The 18628-nt window shown below is 42.1% G+C and carries 19 protein-coding genes; 8 read left to right on the top strand and 11 right to left on the bottom strand.

Annotation, left to right across the window (positions count from 1 at the left end; genetic code table 11):
* Positions 1–139: 139 nt before the first annotated feature.
* From ABF638_RS23240 to ABF638_RS23230, 3 genes are all read right to left on the bottom strand, one after another.
* Entirely contained in the window at positions 140–1006 is an 867-nt protein-coding gene (locus ABF638_RS23240) for a DNA-formamidopyrimidine glycosylase (protein ID WP_435025323.1), read from the bottom strand.
* A 250-nt stretch (positions 1007–1256) separates the two neighbouring features.
* The gene (locus ABF638_RS23235) at positions 1257–1472 is read right to left on the bottom strand and encodes a photosystem I reaction center subunit IV (RefSeq protein ID WP_094349537.1); all 216 of its coding nucleotides are present in this window, start codon (positions 1470–1472) and stop codon (positions 1257–1259) included.
* A 286-nt stretch (positions 1473–1758) separates the two neighbouring features.
* Entirely contained in the window at positions 1759–2343 is a 585-nt protein-coding gene (locus ABF638_RS23230; RefSeq protein WP_435025322.1) for a PAP/fibrillin family protein, read from the bottom strand.
* A 243-nt stretch (positions 2344–2586) separates the two neighbouring features.
* Between ABF638_RS23230 and ABF638_RS23225 the strand changes: the two genes are divergently transcribed.
* A complete protein-coding gene (locus ABF638_RS23225; RefSeq protein WP_435025332.1) occupies positions 2587–2826 on the top strand; it encodes a DUF3134 domain-containing protein in 240 nt (79 codons plus the stop codon).
* A gap of 80 nt (positions 2827–2906) precedes the next feature.
* Positions 2907–3998 carry a phospho-N-acetylmuramoyl-pentapeptide-transferase gene (gene mraY / locus ABF638_RS23220; RefSeq protein ID WP_435025321.1) on the top strand — a complete coding sequence of 364 codons (1092 nt, stop codon included), beginning with the start codon at positions 2907–2909 and terminating at the stop codon, positions 3996–3998.
* Positions 3999–4218: 220 nt separating this feature from the next.
* Here the strand turns inward: mraY and ABF638_RS23215 are convergent, their stop codons facing one another.
* From ABF638_RS23215 to dtd, 4 genes are all read right to left on the bottom strand, one after another.
* Entirely contained in the window at positions 4219–5970 is a 1752-nt protein-coding gene (locus ABF638_RS23215; protein WP_435025320.1) for a sensor domain-containing diguanylate cyclase, read from the bottom strand.
* A gap of 137 nt (positions 5971–6107) precedes the next feature.
* Positions 6108–6617, bottom strand: a complete 510-nt coding sequence (locus tag ABF638_RS23210; protein WP_435025319.1) for a MogA/MoaB family molybdenum cofactor biosynthesis protein — start codon at positions 6615–6617, stop codon at positions 6108–6110.
* Between the two features lie 104 nt (positions 6618–6721).
* On the bottom strand, positions 6722–7063 hold the full coding sequence (gene psb28 / locus ABF638_RS23205; protein WP_181931871.1) for a photosystem II reaction center protein Psb28: 342 nt from the start codon (positions 7061–7063) through the stop codon (positions 6722–6724).
* Between the two features lie 103 nt (positions 7064–7166).
* The gene (gene dtd / locus ABF638_RS23200; RefSeq protein WP_435025318.1) at positions 7167–7619 is read right to left on the bottom strand and encodes a D-aminoacyl-tRNA deacylase; all 453 of its coding nucleotides are present in this window, start codon (positions 7617–7619) and stop codon (positions 7167–7169) included.
* Between the two features lie 106 nt (positions 7620–7725).
* Between dtd and ABF638_RS23195 the strand changes: the two genes are divergently transcribed.
* Positions 7726–8496 (top strand): Rpn family recombination-promoting nuclease/putative transposase, encoded by a 771-nt coding sequence (locus ABF638_RS23195; RefSeq protein WP_435025317.1) that lies wholly within the window; start codon positions 7726–7728, stop codon positions 8494–8496.
* A gap of 163 nt (positions 8497–8659) precedes the next feature.
* On the opposite strand, the gene ABF638_RS23190 is transcribed toward ABF638_RS23195, so the two are convergent.
* Positions 8660–9760, bottom strand: coding sequence for a CobW family GTP-binding protein (locus ABF638_RS23190; RefSeq protein ID WP_069073940.1), 1101 nt, complete (start codon positions 9758–9760; stop codon positions 8660–8662).
* Positions 9761–9897: 137 nt separating this feature from the next.
* Here ABF638_RS23190 and cysS point away from each other — a divergent pair, with 137 nt between their 5' ends.
* The 3 genes from cysS to ABF638_RS23175 all read left to right on the top strand — a co-directional run bounded on the left by cysS (position 9898) and on the right by ABF638_RS23175 (position 14568).
* On the top strand, positions 9898–11385 hold the full coding sequence (gene cysS / locus ABF638_RS23185; protein ID WP_435025316.1) for a cysteine--tRNA ligase: 1488 nt from the start codon (positions 9898–9900) through the stop codon (positions 11383–11385).
* A gap of 89 nt (positions 11386–11474) precedes the next feature.
* Entirely contained in the window at positions 11475–12914 is a 1440-nt protein-coding gene (locus ABF638_RS23180; protein ID WP_435025315.1) for a TldD/PmbA family protein, read from the top strand.
* 307 nt (positions 12915–13221) lie between these two features.
* Entirely contained in the window at positions 13222–14568 is a 1347-nt protein-coding gene (locus tag ABF638_RS23175) for a TldD/PmbA family protein (RefSeq protein ID WP_435025313.1), read from the top strand.
* A gap of 206 nt (positions 14569–14774) precedes the next feature.
* Here ABF638_RS23175 and ABF638_RS23170 read toward each other — a convergent pair whose 3' ends face one another.
* From ABF638_RS23170 to coaD, 3 genes are all read right to left on the bottom strand, one after another.
* Positions 14775–15101, bottom strand: coding sequence for a Ycf66 family protein (locus ABF638_RS23170; RefSeq protein WP_435025312.1), 327 nt, complete (start codon positions 15099–15101; stop codon positions 14775–14777).
* Between the two features lie 145 nt (positions 15102–15246).
* The gene (locus ABF638_RS23165; protein ID WP_435025311.1) at positions 15247–15915 is read right to left on the bottom strand and encodes a DivIVA domain-containing protein; all 669 of its coding nucleotides are present in this window, start codon (positions 15913–15915) and stop codon (positions 15247–15249) included.
* Complete coding sequence (coaD, locus tag ABF638_RS23160) at positions 15825–16376, bottom strand: pantetheine-phosphate adenylyltransferase (protein ID WP_069073946.1); 552 nt, start codon at positions 16374–16376, stop codon at positions 15825–15827. Before coaD ends, ABF638_RS23165 begins: the two co-directional genes overlap by 91 nt.
* Before the next feature lie 294 nt (positions 16377–16670).
* On the opposite strand from coaD, the gene lgt reads away from it, so the two are divergent.
* On the top strand, positions 16671–17546 hold the full coding sequence (gene lgt / locus ABF638_RS23155; protein ID WP_435025310.1) for a prolipoprotein diacylglyceryl transferase: 876 nt from the start codon (positions 16671–16673) through the stop codon (positions 17544–17546).
* Between the two features lie 171 nt (positions 17547–17717).
* Complete coding sequence (gene cobM, locus ABF638_RS23150) at positions 17718–18542, top strand: precorrin-4 C(11)-methyltransferase (RefSeq protein ID WP_435025309.1); 825 nt, start codon at positions 17718–17720, stop codon at positions 18540–18542.
* Positions 18543–18628: the final 86 nt, after the last annotated feature.

Below are 18628 nucleotides of genomic sequence, written 5' to 3'. Positions count from 1 at the left end.
ACTCCTAACTTACGTCTGATGCACAATTTTTTTGCTTGCCTCTTGTGGGATGGGCGTCTCGCCCGTCCGTGCGGGCAAGATGCCCACACTACAAGAAGAAAAATTTATTGCAACATTTTAGTCTTGACACGCTACGACACTAACTCCTAACTCCCCGTAGCGTTTGACACTGGGGGCAAAAATGACTAGATCGCCCCGCTAACCTAATTCGTTGAATTGCTGTACCACAAACTCGACAAGGTTCTCCAGCGCGGTTATAAACCCAGGCAACACCACCATAGTTGCCATTAGTACCTTGAACGCTTAAAAAATTACTAAAAGTTGTACCACCAGCCTCAATGCTGGTTTCCAACACTTGAATGATGGCTGTTCGCAAAGGCTCAATTTGCTTTAGCTGCAAATCTATACACAAAGTTTCAGGTAAAATTCCACTTTTAAACAATGCTTCATCAGCATAAATATTACCTAATCCCGCCACCACAGATTGATCCAGGAGGGCAGTTTTAATTGGACGGCGACGGTTTTGCAGTTTGAGAGCTAAATATTCGACAGTAAATTCGGGTGAAAACGGATCTGCTGCCAGCTTTGCTAAACCAGTCATAATACTTTCTACAGCAACACCAGGCGGAACCCACCACATTTTCCCGAAGGTACGCTGATCAACAAACCGCAATTCCTGGTGTTCCCCAAAGAATAATCTAACCCGCGTGTGCTTATGTAATGGTTCATCTCGATGCAGCCAAAGTAGTTGACCGGTCATTCGCAGATGAACCCCTAGCCAGCCGGTTGATGAAGGGGAAGATGAGGAGAGTTCGGCGAGGAGATACTTGCCGCGACGATGCCAAGTAGCGATCGCATTCTTTTTAATTCCATCAACAAACTCACCGACAGAAAACGGGTAGGCGATGGTGCGATCGAGCAACACATCTCCACCCGTGATTTCTTGGTTGAGGGTCAATTGATTTAGACCTCTTCGGACTGTTTCAACTTCAGGCAGTTCAGGCATTCAAGCTGATTAAGCAAGCAATTTTGATGTATTTGAGGGATTGAGGAAGAAAAGATCGGGTAGTAACTTACATAGCCGTAGATGGCTCGTATTACTACCCAAGAGAAACCGTAAATACCCGCAGGGCGGCTCTCATAGATTAGGGTAGGCTAGGATGAAGAATGAATGAACTGAAAGTTTCAGATTTCATACTTCAGACTTAAGACTACCCTTCATCATCGCATCAAACAAGCCCCTTGTAGCTTTGCTGCTATTTTTTCGGTGCTTTAGCCTTTGGTGCTTCAACCTCGACTAATTCATCCTGGGCAAAGTTGTTGGTATTGATACCAGAGTAATTGACCTTTTCAAAGCGGACAATTACAGGGTATTTGATGCCGCTTTGGTCAATGGAAGCCACAGTTCCTAGATCCTGAAACCAGTAGGATTCAGGGCGGAGAATACGTACTTTAGAACCACGTTGAACCATGATTATTTTCCCTTTTAGTTATCAATCGCCAATCTAGAGGGCTAATTGATTTCACTCTACAACCTGAAGGTCGTTGCTAGAGTCTTTGTTAAGTTATTTGTCTGAATTGGGGACTGGGGACTAGGGACTGGGGATTGGGGACTAGAGATTGGGCATTGAATATTATTTATTCTTTATCCCTCATCTCCCCTACTCCCCACCTAAAGTTGAAAATGGTATTAGAACCTACTTGACAAGGTACACGTTATAGCTTACCTTCATTCGCAAATAGTATTTTGGTACATACTTATGTTTTACTCAATATGAATACACTACCCTCGTTACCTCTGCCGATCCGCAGATCGTTATCTATATAAGTGATATCTAACCAGCCTTGCTGTTTATCACTCTTGATTACAAAATCAATTCCGGGAAATTTTCTACCTTCTTCAATTTGTTGGATAAAAGTTACCGGAGAATTGTATTCTATTAAACGTTGTAAGCCGATAATAGACCGCTCGAACTTCACTTGGACACGCCGATCTGAAACTGGCTCAAATTTAGCAGCAACGCTGACTAATCCTTCTAAAAAAGGTAAGCCATAAATCTCAGCTATGTTGTAAACACTGGTAGTCTCTACCCGGATACACTGATAGATTTGACCTAGTTTGCACAAAGGTAGACGATCTAAGTTTAAAAGAGCCTTGCTAGTGGTGTATAGTAATCGCCAATTGCCATCTAGCAAATTACTAGCTTCCACCGGACGGGGTGTAGGATTAAAGTCTTCTAAATTAGCGATCGCAGCTAAGATAGCCTGTTTCTGTGTTTGGGTCGCTAGTAGACCGCGATTTGTACCAGCGATCGCATCGATAAGAGCCGCTTTTCCCATCATCGCCTGTCACCTCTAAAATCACTCACTTTCCATCAGCATAAACAAGATATTAAGGACATATATGTAGAGCCATAAAAATTACTAAGAACCGCTTGACTAAGCCTTATGCTTATTAAATAAAAAAATTTCTATCTGAGTGCGGATTTATCAACTAAAGGGTTGAAAAGATAACTAAATTAATCCGTGTCAAGTGATAGACTCTAAATGTCAACTTACGTAAACCTTTTCTTGTCCTCACTCGATATGTTGAACTCTCCATTACGTGAAGTAGCTCGTAACCAACGAGCCGATGTCATCCCCCTAAAGCCAGAGTCCTCTTTGTTGGACTGGTTGCAAACCAATGGCCGGATTATCGCGCGTGACGTTCACGAACCGGATTTTCGAGATAACGAAGAGGGAATAGACTCTCTAATGGGTGTGGAAGATGGAATTGGCTACGACCTCGATGATGATGATGATGATATAGGAATCGCTGAGGATTAGCCTTTTCGGGTTAGGGACTTGGTAGTATCCCTAGTTCCTGGTATTCAATTTTATTAAGTGTGGAGTGAAGGGAAACTTCTGTGGACGCTAAATTATCTCCTGAGCAAGGATTAAATATTTCTGGAATCGCTCTAGCCTCTTTATTAGCCGTCGGGCTAGGTACAACAGCATTTTTCTTGGATTCGATGGCCAATCGGCTACCCTGGCAAAGTATGTCACTAACTCTGCCACTACTTTTGTGTGCTATGGGTTCAGGTGTAGTGGGCTATTGGGTAATACCCCTACTTCAAGCACTCAAAACTGGACAAATAATCCGCGAAGATGGGCCCCAAGCCCATCTAAAAAAAGCAGGCACTCCCACAATGGGCGGTATATTTTTTATACCTGTATCTGTGCTGCTTGCCTGCATATTGTCTAACTTTTCTAAAGAGGTGCTTGCAGTTTCGGCTTTGACAATCAGCTACGGATTGATTGGCTGGCTCGACGATTGGCAAATTCTGCGCCGTAAATCAAATAAAGGTATATCTCCCCGGACAAAACTAGCTTTGCAGGTGAGTTTTGCCGCAGTGTTTTGTCTATGGCTGATGTTTAATCAACCTTCTAATATTACAAATATTGCTTTGCCTTGGGTGAGCTTCACACTACCTTTAGGATTCCTATTTTGGCCAATAGCCGGTTTTGTACTAGTTGCAGAAAGTAATGCGACTAATTTAACAGATGGTATTGATGGTTTGGCAGCAGGAACAGTTGCGATCGCACTTTTGGCATTAGGTGCTATAGTCGCACCAACAGCACCAGGATTGATGGTTTTCTGTGCTGCTTTAAGTGGTGGATGCTTAGGTTTCTTAGCTCATAATCGGAACCCAGCCCGCGTTTTTATGGGAGATACTGGTTCCCTTGCACTGGGAGGAGCTTTAGCTGCTGTAGCACTATTGACAAATACCTTAGTAGTTCTGTTCATCCTCAGTGGTATCTTCTTCGTAGAAACCCTTTCGGTGATGGCACAGGTAAGTTATTACAAAGCCACGAAGGGCCCCGATGGCAAAGGCAAACGCCTCTTTAAAATGGCACCTTTACACCATCATTTGGAACTTACTGGCTGGTCAGAATTACAAGTGGTTGGAGTATTTTATATAATCGCTGCTATCTTGGCTAGCATCTGTTTAGCGTAGGCGCAGCCCAACCTAGGCATCGCTCCATTCTGAATGTTTTAAAAACTACTTGAATATAAAATGACAACTCCTACATCTTCAGGGAGTTGTTTTTTTTATACGGGAAATTTATAAGTTTCTGATTTTCATGCTGTACTGACACTTAATGCAGACTGAAGAGTTGCTTATTTCAACGCTTACGGTATTATAAATTCTGAATTCTGAATTTCTGTATTCTTCTTCAATTAAAGGTATTTACATACTCTCTAACTCGATTCTTCCCTGTTCGCTTTGCCTCAAGCATCGCTTGATTCGCCCGATTCAGCAAATCCTTAACCGTAATCCCTGGTTCTGATACAGCTATTCCAAAAGAAGCAGTGATGCTTTGGAGAATCTGATCGCCGTCCTTCAATTGCATTTGTTCAATATCTAGCCTTAATTGTTCTACTCGCTTCCTGAGCGCTTCCAGTGTCATATTAGGCATCACAATCACAAATTCTTCACCACCCCATCTGCAAGGAATATCAAAAGAGCGAATAGATTTTAACAGCAGTTTTGCTAATCCTTGGAGAACGATGTTGGCTGTTACGTGCCCATAGCGAGAGTTGTAAGATTTGAAGTTATCGATATCAAGGAAAATAATACTAAGAGGTTGTCCCGATCTTTCAGCTTCCGCTAGCCTTTGTTCCGTTATGCTTTGCATATAGCTTTGATTGAATAGTTGGGTCATCCCATCCCGCAAGCTATCATGGGTTAGACGTTGTTTTATCGATAAATTATTCAGTGCAATGCCTAATGTTCTAGCAATAATCTCAGTAATTTGTTGATCTTCTGGACTGATTTCTTCAAGTGCATCGATGTGTAAAATCCCAACTATTTCGCCTTGTGCAAACAATGGAACACACAAATGTGTGCCACTAACAGGTTGTATTAAATGACTACATATTAGTCCTGAATTACGAGACGATAAAAGGTTGAATTTTCCTCTCCGCAATGCCCAACAATCAGATAGTGAAAATATTTCTTTACTGGTTCTTTTAACTCCCCAAAAACTATTCATCTGAACATAATTCTTGGAATTAGCAATTATATAGATAGAACCACTCATATTAGGAAATAGCTTAGAACAGGTTAAAGCGACCACTTGATACACCTCATCTTCAGACTCGCAGGAATAAAGCATATCCGTCATATCTGAGAGATATATAAGTTCTCGTTTTTTTGCCTCTAATTTCAGTGTTTTTTCTTCTAGCTGCTCATTTAGATCAGTAAGCGATCGCTGTGCTTCTATGGATTCTGTAATATCGATACTAATCCCACCGATGCGGTAAGCGCCCGTTGCGTAATCGGTAAACGGGAATTTAAACGATAGCCAGTAGCACGGCTGATCGTTATTAGATATCTTTACCTCTTCAATCAGCTTCAAGGGACGTAGAGTTTTCAAAACGACTTGATCGTTTTCCATTACCCGTCGCCCCTGCTCTGGATCTGGCAAGAATTCACTATCGGTTCTTCCCAACCATTCTTGTGGATCTACCGAAAATCTTGACTGTAGTTCCTGGTTGTAGTAGAGCAGTCTAGATTGCTCATCTTTGATATAGGCTCCAAAGGGGCCATGATCTAAAAATAGCTGTTGCATCTGCTGGCTACGTTGAAGTTCGTGGGTATCTTCTTGATATTTGGCGATCGCCTTGACAATTTGATAAGCGGTTGGCATCAAGTAGAGTAAGGCAGACAAGGAAACAAACGCCATTACATCAATTACGCCTAAGTGCAACAGTGACACTGCTGAATGCGGCTCAAAGATTGCCAGAAGGTGATGAAATCCGCAAAATAGTATGAATCCACCTGATAATAAAAAAGCTAGCCAAAACTGCGAAGGGATAGTTGCCTTCGTTTTGGCAAAGAAAACCCCTATTATTATGGGGATACCAAAATATGAAAATGCAGTAATGCCGTGAGCAATTATGCAATTCCAGTAAATAGGCTCCATTAGTGATCTGATATTAATATTTCATTCGCTTCACTATAATTCTGGGTAGTCTCAAGATGTAAGTGGAGAAAGGATGATTTCAGTGCCTCATCCCTTATTGTTACAAAAGTTATCATGGCAACTTTCTGAACGGCTGCTCATTTCACACCCTTACAAACCTGACTTACCAAGTGAGTGATTTCGGGCAAAATCAGTTTTTCCATCGCCAGTCGCACAGCATTGCTAGAACCAGGAAGCGAGAAGATTAATTTATCTTGATAAACACCAGCGACAGCGCGAGAAGCGATCGCTCGCGAACCAATTTCTTGATAACTTAAAAAGCGAAATAACTCACCAAATCCCGGCAAAGTTTTCTCCAGTAACTTCTCAATGGCATCGTAGGTAGTATCTCTTGGTGCAATACCTGTGCCACCATTGAAAATTACAGCATCCAAATTTGCGCTTTTACCCAGATTTTCTATCTGCCCTTGAATTTCTGTTGGTTCATCTTTGATAATCGTGTAAGCTCCTACAGCATGATTAGCACCAAGGAGTAACTGCTGAATTAGCTGGCCACTTTTATCTGTTTCCAAAGTGCGTGTATCGCTGACAGTAACCACAGCACAAGTTACCGTAATCCCAGGCGAGTCTGGGTGGGGTTGTGGCATTATATGTCACTCATGAATTTTCACTAATGGATAATTGGGCATGGTAAATGGCGCATTCATTGAGCATGACAATTACCGATGCCCCATGCCCGATGCCCTATGTCCTATGCCTCATTTTTGCTCAGTCCCAGATCATTCTCTTCAGCATACCGCTCCATGAAGCGCATAAAGCGATCCCATTCTTGGGCAGATTTCATTACGTAAAGTGCTTCTAATTCTTCCGGTTTCCCGTTAACAAATTTAGCCTTAACTTCACGGGTAATTATTTCGCCTTCTTCGTCAATCAAGTACATCCCGGTAATATCTTCGGTGCTACCTTGATCTAAAATTTTCGGATTCGTAAAAATAAACGTCGCTGTACCACTGTCTCCAGTGCGCGATCGCGTCAAGCGCACATCTGGAGTTACCTCTTCGTCAAGACCTCTAGAAAACTGGATTTTTGCCATGATGAATGAATTTAAACTTTGGTAATGGTTAATTTAATATTCTCTCATCAATTAGAACACCACGGTCTAGAGGCTACTGTTATTCATTTTTTAGTATATATACTTAAATTGCTTCTTTTTCAAGTAACAAAGTTACGGGGCCATCGTTTTCAATTGTAACTTGCATCATTGCACCAAATTTACCAGTTTCCACCTGTAATCCGCTAGCCCTTAACTTGGTAACAAAACGATTATACAAATCTTCTGCTGATTGGGGAGTGGCTGATCGGTCAAAAGAAGGACGGCGACCTTTGCGACAGTCACCGTAAAGGGTAAACTGACTGACTACTAGCAAATCGCCGCCAATTTCTTGTACAGATTTTTGCCAGCGATCGTCTCCTTCTGCATCAGGAAACAGCCGCAATTCTAAGCACTTACGCACCATCCAATCGATTTCAGCATCAGTGTCGGTATTGGCTATGCCTACAAGCAAATTTAGCCCCCGCCCAACTTTACCGACAATTTCACCATTAACTGTAACTTGAGATGATTTAACTCGTTGGATAACAACACGCATTTTAATTTAAAGGTTCATCAACGCTTCAATTTTAGAGCGATTTCATTCTTAAACTGCAACCTAAATATATAAACAATGAGCGCCTAGCACCTGATAAAATCTCTTAATGTTCGATAACGTTTGTAAGTTCCTTGCTGAAACTTTCTCCAGTGACTTTGCCACTTGGCTGTTAGGAAAATCTATCACCCTAACTGAATTAAGTCCTTCTGAACTTTCTCTTGAACCAATCCGCGCCGATGCGCTGATATTGCTTCAGTCCGATGAAGTTGTGCTGCATTTGGAATTTCAAACCCAGCCCAATGCTGATATTCCCTTTCGGATGATTGACTATCGGTTGCGAGTGCATCGCCGCTTTAAAAATAAGCGAATGCGTCAAGTTGTAATTTATCTGCAACAGACAAATTCAGAACTTGTGCAACAAAGCACATTCACTTTGGAAGAAACCTATCACAGGTTCGAGGTAATTCGTCTTTGGGAGCAACCAACAAGTGTATTTTTAGAGCATCCAGGATTATTACCATTTGCAGTGTTAAGTCAGACAAATAACCGCACTGCTACATTACAACAAGTTGCTCAGGAAATTTCAGAAATTACCGATCAACGTATCCAGAACAATATTGCAGCCTCAGCGTTCATTCTGGCTGGGCTAGTATTAGAGAAAGAGATAATTCAACAATTGCTGCGGAGGGAACTTATGCAGGAGTCAGTAACTTATCAAGCTATCCTTGCTGAAGGTTTAGCCGAAGGAGTGCGGCGTGTAGCGATAAATTTGCTTCAAGAGGGAATCTCAGTGGAAATCGTTGCGAAAGTTACGGGGTTATCCGTAGAGCAGGTACAGCAGTTGGTAAATGAAGAACCTGGTAATGCAGGGGAGTGAAGAAGTTATTTCTACGACGGGCTACGCCTACGCTATTCTCTCATTTTCATTGCTCAAAATCGATTGCGGAGCCATTAGGAATGCATTCCCAGGCGGAACCTGGGAACGAGTATTAAAATTTTAAGTCTTGTACAGACGCGATTAATCGCGTCTCTCCTAACTTTTATTTGCCAAAGCCTTTACCGCGAGAGGTTGAAGGTAGACAAATGCAGTTTTCGAGTTGACTAATTAAAGCCTCACGATCTAAATTTTGACCAATCAGCACTAATTGGTTTTTCAATTTACCTTTCCATTCATCATCATCCAAGGTGAAGCGTTTACCGCAAAGGTGGAAAATATGACGCTTGGGACTTTCGTCAAACCACATAATTCCCTTCGCTCGGAAGATATTTGAGGATAGCTGGTTATCTAAGAAATACTGAAATTTCCTAATAGAAAAAGGCTTGTCACTTTGGAATGATATGGAAGTAAAACCATCATTTTCTAAATGGTCAGAATGATGGTGATGATCGTGATGGTCATGGTCATGGTCGTGATGATCGTGACCGCATGTTGAGTGATCGTGATCATCATGATCGTGATGGTCGTGTTCATCCACCACTGTGTCAAAATATTTATCTGACTCAAACAGACCAACACTCAAAATTAAAGGAAGTGGCACTTGCGATCGCGTAGCACGAATAATTCTTGCCCCTTCCTTAACTTCGTTGATTTTTCTTTCTAACTCATTCAAAGTGGCTTCATCAACTAAATCAGTCTTGTTCAGCACAATGACATCACCATAGGCAATCTGGCTATATGCTGCCTCAGAGTTAAATAAATCTAGGCTGTAATTCGCCGCGTCTACTACGGTAATAATCGAATCCAAGCGGGTTAAATCCCGCAATTCTGTGCCCAAGAATGTTAACGCTACTGGTAGCGGATCTGCCAATCCAGTTGTTTCCACTACTAGATAATCTAGATTTTCTTGGCGTTCTAAAACTTTGTAAACTGCATCTACTAAATCATTATTAATAGTGCAGCAGATACAACCATTACTTAGTTCCACCATGTTTTCACCAGTGGAAACAATTAGCTCGTTGTCGATGCCAATTTCACCAAATTCATTCACTAGAACAGCGGTTTTTAAACCCTGTTGGTTGTTAAGGATATGATTAAGCAAAGTCGTCTTGCCACTACCGAGGAAACCCGTAATGATTGTTACTGGCATTCCTTGTTTGGGCGTATCCATTGCGGAAGAGTCGGGTGTAACTGCTGATTGCATAGCGCTGTTATCAAATAGTCAAAAAATAGTAATGTAGCGCAGATAGTCCAGAAAACACTAGCATAGGGATGCTGGACTGTCATCCCAGCTGCTTTACCCTATTATTACGTATCTCCTTATTTCAGCATTACTCTGTTATGACCCTAACCCTTTACAATACCCTCACCCGTCGTCAAGAACCGTTTGAAACAGTCGAACCAGGCAAGGTTAAGATGTATTACTGCGGCGTGACGGTATACGACTACTGCCATTTGGGTCATGCGAGAGCTTGCATTGTTTGGGACGTAGTACGCCGATACCTCCAGTTTATCGGTTATGAAGTGCGATATATCCAAAATTTTACTGATATTGATGACAAGATTCTGAATCGATCGCGGCAAGAACATTCATCAATGGAAGCTGTAGCCGATCGCTTTATCAAAGCATATTTTGAGGATATGGCGCGGCTGGGAATCAAAGAAGCTGATGAATATCCCCGTGCTACCCATACGATGAATGGCATTCAGCGATTAATTCATGAGTTGGAAAATAAAGGTTTTGCCTACCCTGCTGATGGCGATGTGTATTATGCAGTACGGCAGTTTGCTGGGTATGGCAAGCTTTCTGGACGCAAGTTAGAAGATATGCAAGCGGGGAAAAGCGATGCCTACGGCGGGCTACGCCAACGCGTCAATGTAGAAGATCCAGAGTACCAGAAAAAGAAAGATCCGTTCGATTTTGCTTTATGGAAGGCAGCAAAACCGGGAGAACCCGCTTGGGAATCACCTTGGGGTGCAGGTCGTCCGGGATGGCATATAGAATGCTCGGCAATGGTACGCGATCGCTTGGGTGATACCATAGACATTCATGCTGGTGGTGCTGACTTAATTTTTCCTCATCACGAAAACGAAATTGCCCAATCTGAGGCTGTAACAGGAAAACCCTTAGCGCGTTACTGGTTGCATAACGGCATGGTGAAAGTAGATGGTGAAAAAATGTCCAAATCTTTGGGCAACTTTACCACTATTCGAGACTTGCTGGATCGAGGAGTTGACCCGATGGCGGTGCGGTTATTCGTTCTAACTGCTCAATATCGCACACCCATAGATTTTACCGACGAAGCGATCGCCGCAGCAACCAATGGCTGGCACACCATTAAAGAAGGTTTACTCTTTGGCTACCAATACGGTAAAAAACTTGGATGGGGAGTGGAGAGTGGAGAGTGGGGAGTGGGAACTGCTTCACTACTCGCTGAAACTGTTGAACGCTTTCAAGAAACCGTAAATAACGACTTTAATTTTCCTGGTGGCTTAACAGTGCTGTTTGAATTAGCCAAAGAACTACGCCGTGAGGGGCATATTCTTGTGCATGAAGGGAAAACCGAAACATCACCAGAGGAGTTACAGCGTCAATGGCAAACTCTCGTCACATTAGCTAGAGTTTTGGGTTTAGAAGCTGAGATAGAAGCCGAAACTGACAAGAGTAATGGTTTAAGCGATGCGGAAATTGAAGCGAAAATTCAGCAAAGGCAAGAAGCACGTAAAGCCAAAAAATTTGCCGAAAGCGATCGCATTCGTGACGAACTTCAAGCAGAAGGTATTACGCTAATTGATAGCCGTGATGGCACGCGCTGGCATCGTAATTAGAGGAGACTGGGGACTAGGGACTAGGAATTAAATTCTTCCCAATGCCCCATGCCCAATGCTCAATGCCCATTACCCAATTCCCTTAAATTATGTGGTCTGAACTTAGAAAAGCGATCGCTAGTTTCGATATTCCTGCTGATTGGATTGGTATTAGAGCCGTCAAGGAAACTTCTACTACCCGTTTAGTCCGTGACGCCTTACCCCAACTAAACAGCAAATCCTTCACTGTCGGAGCCATGTTGGAAGTTTTGGTAAATGGCTGTCTCGGTTATGCAGCAACTAACTCTTTGGAACTGTCTTCCCTCCAAGCTGCTGCCCAAACTGCCTATAACCAGGCACTAGCAGCCAGTGAATGGTGGATACATCCCTTCCGCGAAAGTGAGCGCCCTAAAGTTGTTGGTGAATATAAATCTCCATTTATTGAGTCATTGGATTCTCTGAGTCCGGGAGAAATCAACGATTTACTAGTTCGTATTTGCCAAACGCTGAAAGTTGACGACAAGATTGTGCAAACCATAGCCAGTGCTAGCACAACCGAAAAAGAATCTTGGTTTGTCAGCAGCAACGGCTCAGAAGTCTATCAAAAAATACTATCTATAGGCACTCATTATGGAGTAACTGCTCAAGATGGAGCAATTGTACAGCAGCGTAGTAACAACGGCTCCCAAGCAAACTGTTACCAAGGTGGATTAGAACTTTTACAACAAGAAAACTTATGGCATCGGGTGCGGCAAATTGGCGAACAAGCGGTAGAACTCTTAACAGCAGAAGAATGCCCAACCACCCGCACCAATTTAGTTTTAGCGCCAGACCAAATGATGCTGCAAATCCATGAAAGTGTCGGGCATCCCATAGAAATTGACCGAATTTTGGGAGATGAGCGTAACTATGCTGGAGGCAGCTTTGTTAATAAAAGTGATTTTGGCAACCTAGTATATGGTTCGCCACTGATGAATATTACTTTTGATCCCACCGTGCCTGGTGAATTTGCCAGCTATGGCTTTGATGATACTGGTTCTGTAGCAACAAAGGAATATTTGGTTAAAGAAGGTGTACTCCAACGTGGGTTAGGAAGTCTGGAGAGCCAAGTCAGGGCAGGTGTAGCAGGAGTTGCTTGTGCCCGTGCTTCCTCATGGAATCGACCAGCAATTGATCGCATGGCTAACTTGAATTTAGAGCCTTTAAACGGCACTTTTGAAGACATTATTGGCGGGATAGAACACGGCGTTTACATGGAATCTAACCGATCTTGGTCAATTGACGATCGCCGCTACAAATTTCAATTTGGTTGCGAGTACGCCAAATTAATTGAAAACGGCAAACTCACCAAAACCCTTCGTAATCCTAACTATCGCGCCACAACACCAGAGTTTTGGCATAGTTTAATTAAAGTCGGAGATGCCACAAACTGGCAAATGTATGGTACTCCTTATTGTGGTAAAGGAGAACCAAATCAGGCTATTTCGGTAGGACACGGTTCACCTGTTTGTGTATTTGCTAATGTCGAAGTTTTTGGTGGAGGAACTTGAAAAATAGAATAGTTAGGAGTTAGGAGTTGGTAGTTAGGAGTTTTGAATTAAGTAGGTAGGCATAATTAAACATAAAATAAAAGCCTAGCTTGTAGTGAGCGATTCATCGCTCAAAAAGGATTATCAGGACTAAAGTCCTTACCCTTTGGGTTCGTTAGTCGCTCATGGGGGAAACCCCCAAGACCGCGCTAACTCACTACCAACTTTAATTTATTTACGCCTAGCAACTTATAAAAATTCTTTTAACTCCTAACTCCTAACTCCTAACTTTCTCCCTCTCTCTATTCCCTTTTAATATTTAATATCTATGAAAATTGAGGAATTATCTGTATTAGAAGTCAGCTTTAATCGACTGATTGAAAGTCTGTTGATCAAAAAAGCAGAAAATGAACAATTCACTGTGAGACTTAGCAGTGAAATAAGTCAATTTACTCGTTTTAATCATGCTAAAGTCAGACAAACAGGTTGTGTTGCTGATGGTTGGATAGAACTGACTTTGATGAAAGATCAGCGCAATAGTGTTCGGCAGTTTCCCTTTACTGGAAATTGGGAGGTAGATTGGCAGTTAGCATATACTGCTTTACAAGAACTACGTGACGAACTTATTCTATTACCCATCGATCCATATCTAGTTTTACCATCAGGAAATAATACCAGTCGAGAAATACATTCTGGGAATTTATTGGCGGCGGAAGCAGTAGTGCCAACAGTGCTAGAACTAGTTGCGGGATTAGATTTTACAGGTATATATGCAGGGGGAGTGGTAATTAAAGCTTATGGTGATTCTAGTGAACAAAAACACTGGTTTGCTACTGATTCTTTTACATTAGATTATTCTCTATTTTCCCCATCGGAACAAGCCGTTAAGGGCACATTTGCAGGGAGTGATTGGGATGAGTCTGCTTATATAGCCAAAATTAGCGAAGCCAAAAAACAACTCGAATTGCTTGCTCGTCCAGTGAAAGAATTGCCACGGGGACAATACAAAACTTATTTTGCACCTGCTGCTGTTGCAGATTTATTACTAATGCTTTCTTGGGGAGCAGTAAGTGAAGCTGATATCCAACAAGGAAACAGTGCTTTAGCTGCTTTATCGCGTCAAGAAAAACAACTGTCTCCAAAATTTAGGTTGAAAGAAAACTTTCAACGCGGATTAGTACCGCGATTTAATGAATTGGGAGAAATAGCCGCACCGGAGTTACCTGTAATAGAAAAAGGAAATTTGGTAAATACTTTGGTGAATTCTCGGACTGCTAAAGAATATCAAAAAATTGCCAATGGTGCTAATGGTTCAGAGACTTTAAGAGCGCCAGAAGTGAGTCCGGGAAATTTAGAATTTGAACAGATTCTTCCGAGTTTAGATACAGGATTATATGTATCAAATTTGCATTACTTGAATTGGAGCGATCGCCACACTGGTAGAATTACAGGTATGACTCGTTATGCTTGTTTTTGGGTAGAAAACAGAGAAATTATCGCACCAATTGAAAACTTACGTTTTGATGAAAGTCTCTATCGCTTCTGGGGAGAAAATTTAATAGATTTGACTACTTTTCAAGAATTTATTCCCGAAGTAGGAACTTACGAAAGTCGCCAACTTGGAGGTAGTTTAGTTCCTGGTATGCTGGTGAAAGATTTTACTTACACTCTATAATCCAATACGCTTGGGTTAAGGCAAGAGACGCGATAAATCGCCGTCTTTACAAGAATCAATCCTTTGTAGAGACGGCGATTTATCGCGTCTTTGCGATTAGCGGCGTGTCATCAAAAAACCTTATCCGAACCGTATTGGGTGGGGTTCTTGTATCTCACTTAACCGAAAACCGCTATATTAATAATAAAATTATCTCAATGCTAAAATCACCTATCTCTGTAAACTGCATTAATTACAATATCTTTAATACTTAGGTAAAGAATTAATAGCAACAATAGAAATTGCCCAAATTGATGAATTGGATCTAAACGCCAACCTTGATATAACAAGATTGCTCCACTTGACAACATTATGATTGGCGTAAATATAAGTTGGATAATATAAAGGGCTAAAGCCCAACCTCTAAATCTGGTTCCACGTTGTGCCAGCCAAGCTACTGTTAAAATTAAGTAAATAATTGCCCAAAGCAAATAAATAATTCCAATTAAACCAGCTATGTTTACTCCAAAGTTAACTTGAGCAAAAGTGAACATTTATTAAAAATCCTGCTTAATTACAAGCCAAAATTTTAAATCTATTAGTAGGTAGATTCCCTAAAAGTCTTCCTTAATGGAAATTGTTGGGTTAAGCAATAGCGAAACCCAACTTATAATTTTTCCCCATCTCTCGTTAGAACCTCTATCTTTTTTTACCAGGAGGTGAATTCCGCTGGGTGAGGTTATCAATTTGTAATTGTTGCCTTCCGTTGGTGATAATTCGCAACATCTCTTTGAGATCCTGCTCAATATTTCCCAAAATGCCATCGGCATAAGCATCAGCACCATCTTCAATTTCTTGAGCGTGAGCGATCGCAGTTTGCCTCATTTGCTCTAACTCTTGCTGACAAGCATACCGCTTGCGGTCAATCTCGGCGAGGGTTTCTTGCATTATTCCTTCACACTCTTGTTGCACCTGTCGCCGCAGTTGTTCAGCTTCCTGTTCTGCGTGTTGAATAATATCGCTTTCAGCTAAAATTTGCGCTCTTTTTGCTTGTGCGGCCTCAACAACCTGCTGTCCATACTCTTCCGCCTCTAGCAGAATTTCATCCTTTTGTTCTAGAATCGCTGCTGCTTCCTGAAAAAGTGATGGTAAAGCAAGCCGAATGTAATCAAGCTGATCCAGCAGCTTTTCTTCATCTATGAGTGTGCGTCCCGTCAGAGGAATCCTGAGACTAGAGAGAACCATTTCCTCTAGGCGGTTGAGTTCCTGCTGAATATCTATGCTTCCCTCTCCACCGAGATGCTCTTGAGGGGGGGGATTGCTTCCGTTGAGATTGGAGTCAACATTGGAGATTTGTGATTGTAGCATTGGTATATATCTAGGGCAATGTGTGGAGGAACGAGATGATCGATAGAGCCACCAAACCTTGCAATCTCTTTTACCACACTACTACTTAAAAAACTATACTCATTTGAGGTTGCAAGAAAAACTGTTTCTATTTGGGTAGAAAGAGTTTTATTGGTGTGAGCCATTTGCAGTTCCACTTCAAAATCTGACACAGCCCGTAAACCCCGGAGCAAAACTTGTGCTTGTCGCATTTGGGCATAGTTGACGGTAAGACCATCAAAGCTGTCTACTTCTACATTCGGTAGATGTTGTGTAGAATGACGGATCTGATCTAGCCGTTGCTCCACGCTAAAAAGTGGCATTTTGTTGGGGTTCCGCAGTACAGCGACAATCACCCGCTCAAACAGGCGACTACCGCGCTGGATGAGGTCTAGGTGTCCCAAAGTGATGGGGTCGAAGCTACCAGGATAAATAGCTATCACAATTTTAAATATATCAAAGTTGTTTAAGTGATTATATCGAAACCGTTTTGTGTAACTTAATCAAATCTACCATCTTGCGCTCTGAGTAAGGATACGAAACTCAATTGTTTTGTGGCACAAGTTATGCTCAACTAGGCGTTAGGAACTAGACTCCTAAATATGAATACTGAATTTTTACCTACTTCCCTACAATGTTGTGGAGAATTGAAGTGTAGTTATAGTATTCAAAACCCTAAAAACTCCGTACTTAGCAAAGTGCGCGGGTAGTTAACAAACTTTTCTAGGTAATTTTTCATGGTACTGGATCTTTCCACCTTACCTTTGGCGTTTCAATTTACCTCTCCAGGGCCGATTTTGCTGAAAATAGGGCCACTAACTATCCGTTGGTATGGCTTATTGATTGCTACAGCAGTATTAATTGGCGTCATCCTTTCCCAGAATTTGGCAAAGCGCCGCAATGTTAATCCTGAGTTGTTAGGTGATTTGTTCTTTTGGTTATTAATTGGGGCAATTCCTGGCGCACGGCTATATTACGTTTTCTTTGAGTGGCCCAAATATGCTTCAACTCCAGAAAAAATCTTTGCGATTTGGGAAGGAGGTATTGCTATTCACGGAGCGATTCTTGGTGGCGTTTTGGCTGCGTTAATCTTTGCCAAAATCAAGCAGGTTTCTTTTTGGCAACTGGCAGATTTAGTAGCGCCTTCGCTGATTTTAGGTCAAGCGATCGGACGTTGGGGTAATTTCTTTAATTCTGAAGCTTTTGGCGATCCTACCGATTTACCCTGGAAGCTTTATATTCCACCAGACCATCGTCCTCTAGAATATGCCAGTTTTGATTACTTTCATCCCACCTTCCTCTACGAATCTCTGTGGGATTTAATGGTGTTTACGCTACTAATAACGTTGTTTTTCCGGTCTTTAGCCGGTAAGCCACGTCTGAAGGTAGGCACAATATTTTTAGTTTACTGGCCAGCCTATAGCTTAGGACGCTTGTGGATTGAAGGCTTTCGCACTGATAGCTTGATGCTGGGGCCATTACGCATGGCACAAGTAGTCAGTAGTCTGGGAATTTTATTGGGATTAGTTGGATTAGCTTGGCTTTACTTACTCAAACGCCCTTTACCCGATGTCGTTCCTACTTCTAAGGTAAATGGGGAGAGTGGGAGATGAGGGGAGTGGGAAGAATAAATAACCAATGCCCAATGCCCAAGAATAAAAAATGCCCCAGAGTATTCTCTAGGGCTTAACCAGGGTGCATCTACCATTACTATCTACTAGGGAAAGAGGGTGAATCCGGAAAGATACTTAAAAATTTGCCAAAATATTTTTTGAGGGACTGCCATGTGTGCTTATAAAAGTGAATATACAGAAAGTCTAAGCTATAAAAAAACACTATATGCTGTAGAACCATCTGTGTATATTGTCGGAGCAGGCCCCGGAGATCCTGATTTATTAACGGTGAAGGCGCAGAAACTACTGGCTGCTGCTGATGTGATTTTATTTGCTGATTCTTTAATACCCGAACAGATTTTAGAACTTTGCCGAAAAGATGCGGAGATCATTAGGACTGCGAATCAGACTTTAGAAGAAATTTTGCCGATTATGATCGATAGGGTGCGATCGCAGCACAAATCTCTAGTCCGGCTCCATTCTGGCGATCCTAGTCTCTACAGCGCCATCCACGAGCAAATGCACCTCCTCGCAGAGGCAAATATTCCTTTTGAAGTCATACCTGGTATCAGCGCCTTTCAAGCCGCTGCTGCCAAACTCAAAGTAGAATTGACTGTCCCTGGTTTAGTTCAAACCATTATTTTGACTCGCATCAGTGGACGTACAGAAGTCCCCGCAGCCGAAGAATTAGCCACTCTTGCAGCACATCAGGCTAGTCTTTGTCTGTATTTGAGTGCGCGTCACGTCGAAAATGCCCAAGCTAAATTACTCGAACATTACCCAGCCGAAACTCTCATTGCAATTTGCTTTCGCATCGGATGGCCCGATGAAAAAATCAGGGTTGTTCCCCTGAATGAAATGGCAGACTGCACTCATGAAGAAAAACTAATTCGCACTACACTTTATATAATCAGTCCAGCACTTTCGCCAGCAACGGGGCGATCGCGTTTATATCATCCTGAACATAACCACCTATTTCGCTCGTCTCATAACTAAATGGTGGGAATTGGGAATTGGGCATTGGGAATTCAATACGGTTCGGTTAAGGTTTTTTGATGAAAATTCTAGATCCAAAGACGCGA

Source organism: Nostoc sp. CALU 1950, from assembly GCF_051172895.1.
GTDB lineage: Bacteria > Cyanobacteriota > Cyanobacteriia > Cyanobacteriales > Nostocaceae > Nostoc > Nostoc edaphicum_A.
This window is presented reverse-complemented; position numbering and strand designations above follow the sequence as displayed.

Bases quoted from the DNA above. Each gene is read 5' to 3' on its own strand.
- ABF638_RS23215 (WP_435025320.1), bottom strand. From the start codon at position 5,970: ATGGAGCCTATTTACTGGAATTGCATAATTGCTCACGGCATTACTGCA.
- lgt (WP_435025310.1), top strand. From the start codon at position 16,671: ATGGTACTGGATCTTTCCACCTTACCTTTGGCGTTTCAATTTACCTCT.
- ABF638_RS23170 (WP_435025312.1), bottom strand. From the start codon at position 15,101: ATGTTCACTTTTGCTCAAGTTAACTTTGGAGTAAACATAGCTGGTTTA.
- ABF638_RS23240 (WP_435025323.1), bottom strand. From the start codon at position 1,006: ATGCCTGAACTGCCTGAAGTTGAAACAGTCCGAAGAGGTCTAAATCAA.
- dtd (WP_435025318.1), bottom strand. From the start codon at position 7,619: ATGCGTGTTGTTATCCAACGAGTTAAATCATCTCAAGTTACAGTTAAT.
- cysS (WP_435025316.1), top strand. From the start codon at position 9,898: ATGACCCTAACCCTTTACAATACCCTCACCCGTCGTCAAGAACCGTTT.
- ABF638_RS23195 (WP_435025317.1), top strand. From the start codon at position 7,726: ATGTTCGATAACGTTTGTAAGTTCCTTGCTGAAACTTTCTCCAGTGAC.
- ABF638_RS23235 (WP_094349537.1), bottom strand. From the start codon at position 1,472: ATGGTTCAACGTGGTTCTAAAGTACGTATTCTCCGCCCTGAATCCTAC.
- cobM (WP_435025309.1), top strand. From the start codon at position 17,718: ATGTGTGCTTATAAAAGTGAATATACAGAAAGTCTAAGCTATAAAAAA.
- psb28 (WP_181931871.1), bottom strand. From the start codon at position 7,063: ATGGCAAAAATCCAGTTTTCTAGAGGTCTTGACGAAGAGGTAACTCCA.
- ABF638_RS23230 (WP_435025322.1), bottom strand. From the start codon at position 2,343: ATGATGGGAAAAGCGGCTCTTATCGATGCGATCGCTGGTACAAATCGC.
- ABF638_RS23180 (WP_435025315.1), top strand. From the start codon at position 11,475: ATGTGGTCTGAACTTAGAAAAGCGATCGCTAGTTTCGATATTCCTGCT.
- ABF638_RS23165 (WP_435025311.1), bottom strand. From the start codon at position 15,915: ATGCTACAATCACAAATCTCCAATGTTGACTCCAATCTCAACGGAAGC.
- ABF638_RS23210 (WP_435025319.1), bottom strand. From the start codon at position 6,617: ATGCCACAACCCCACCCAGACTCGCCTGGGATTACGGTAACTTGTGCT.
- ABF638_RS23225 (WP_435025332.1), top strand. From the start codon at position 2,587: ATGTTGAACTCTCCATTACGTGAAGTAGCTCGTAACCAACGAGCCGAT.
- ABF638_RS23175 (WP_435025313.1), top strand. From the start codon at position 13,222: ATGAAAATTGAGGAATTATCTGTATTAGAAGTCAGCTTTAATCGACTG.
- ABF638_RS23190 (WP_069073940.1), bottom strand. From the start codon at position 9,760: ATGCAATCAGCAGTTACACCCGACTCTTCCGCAATGGATACGCCCAAA.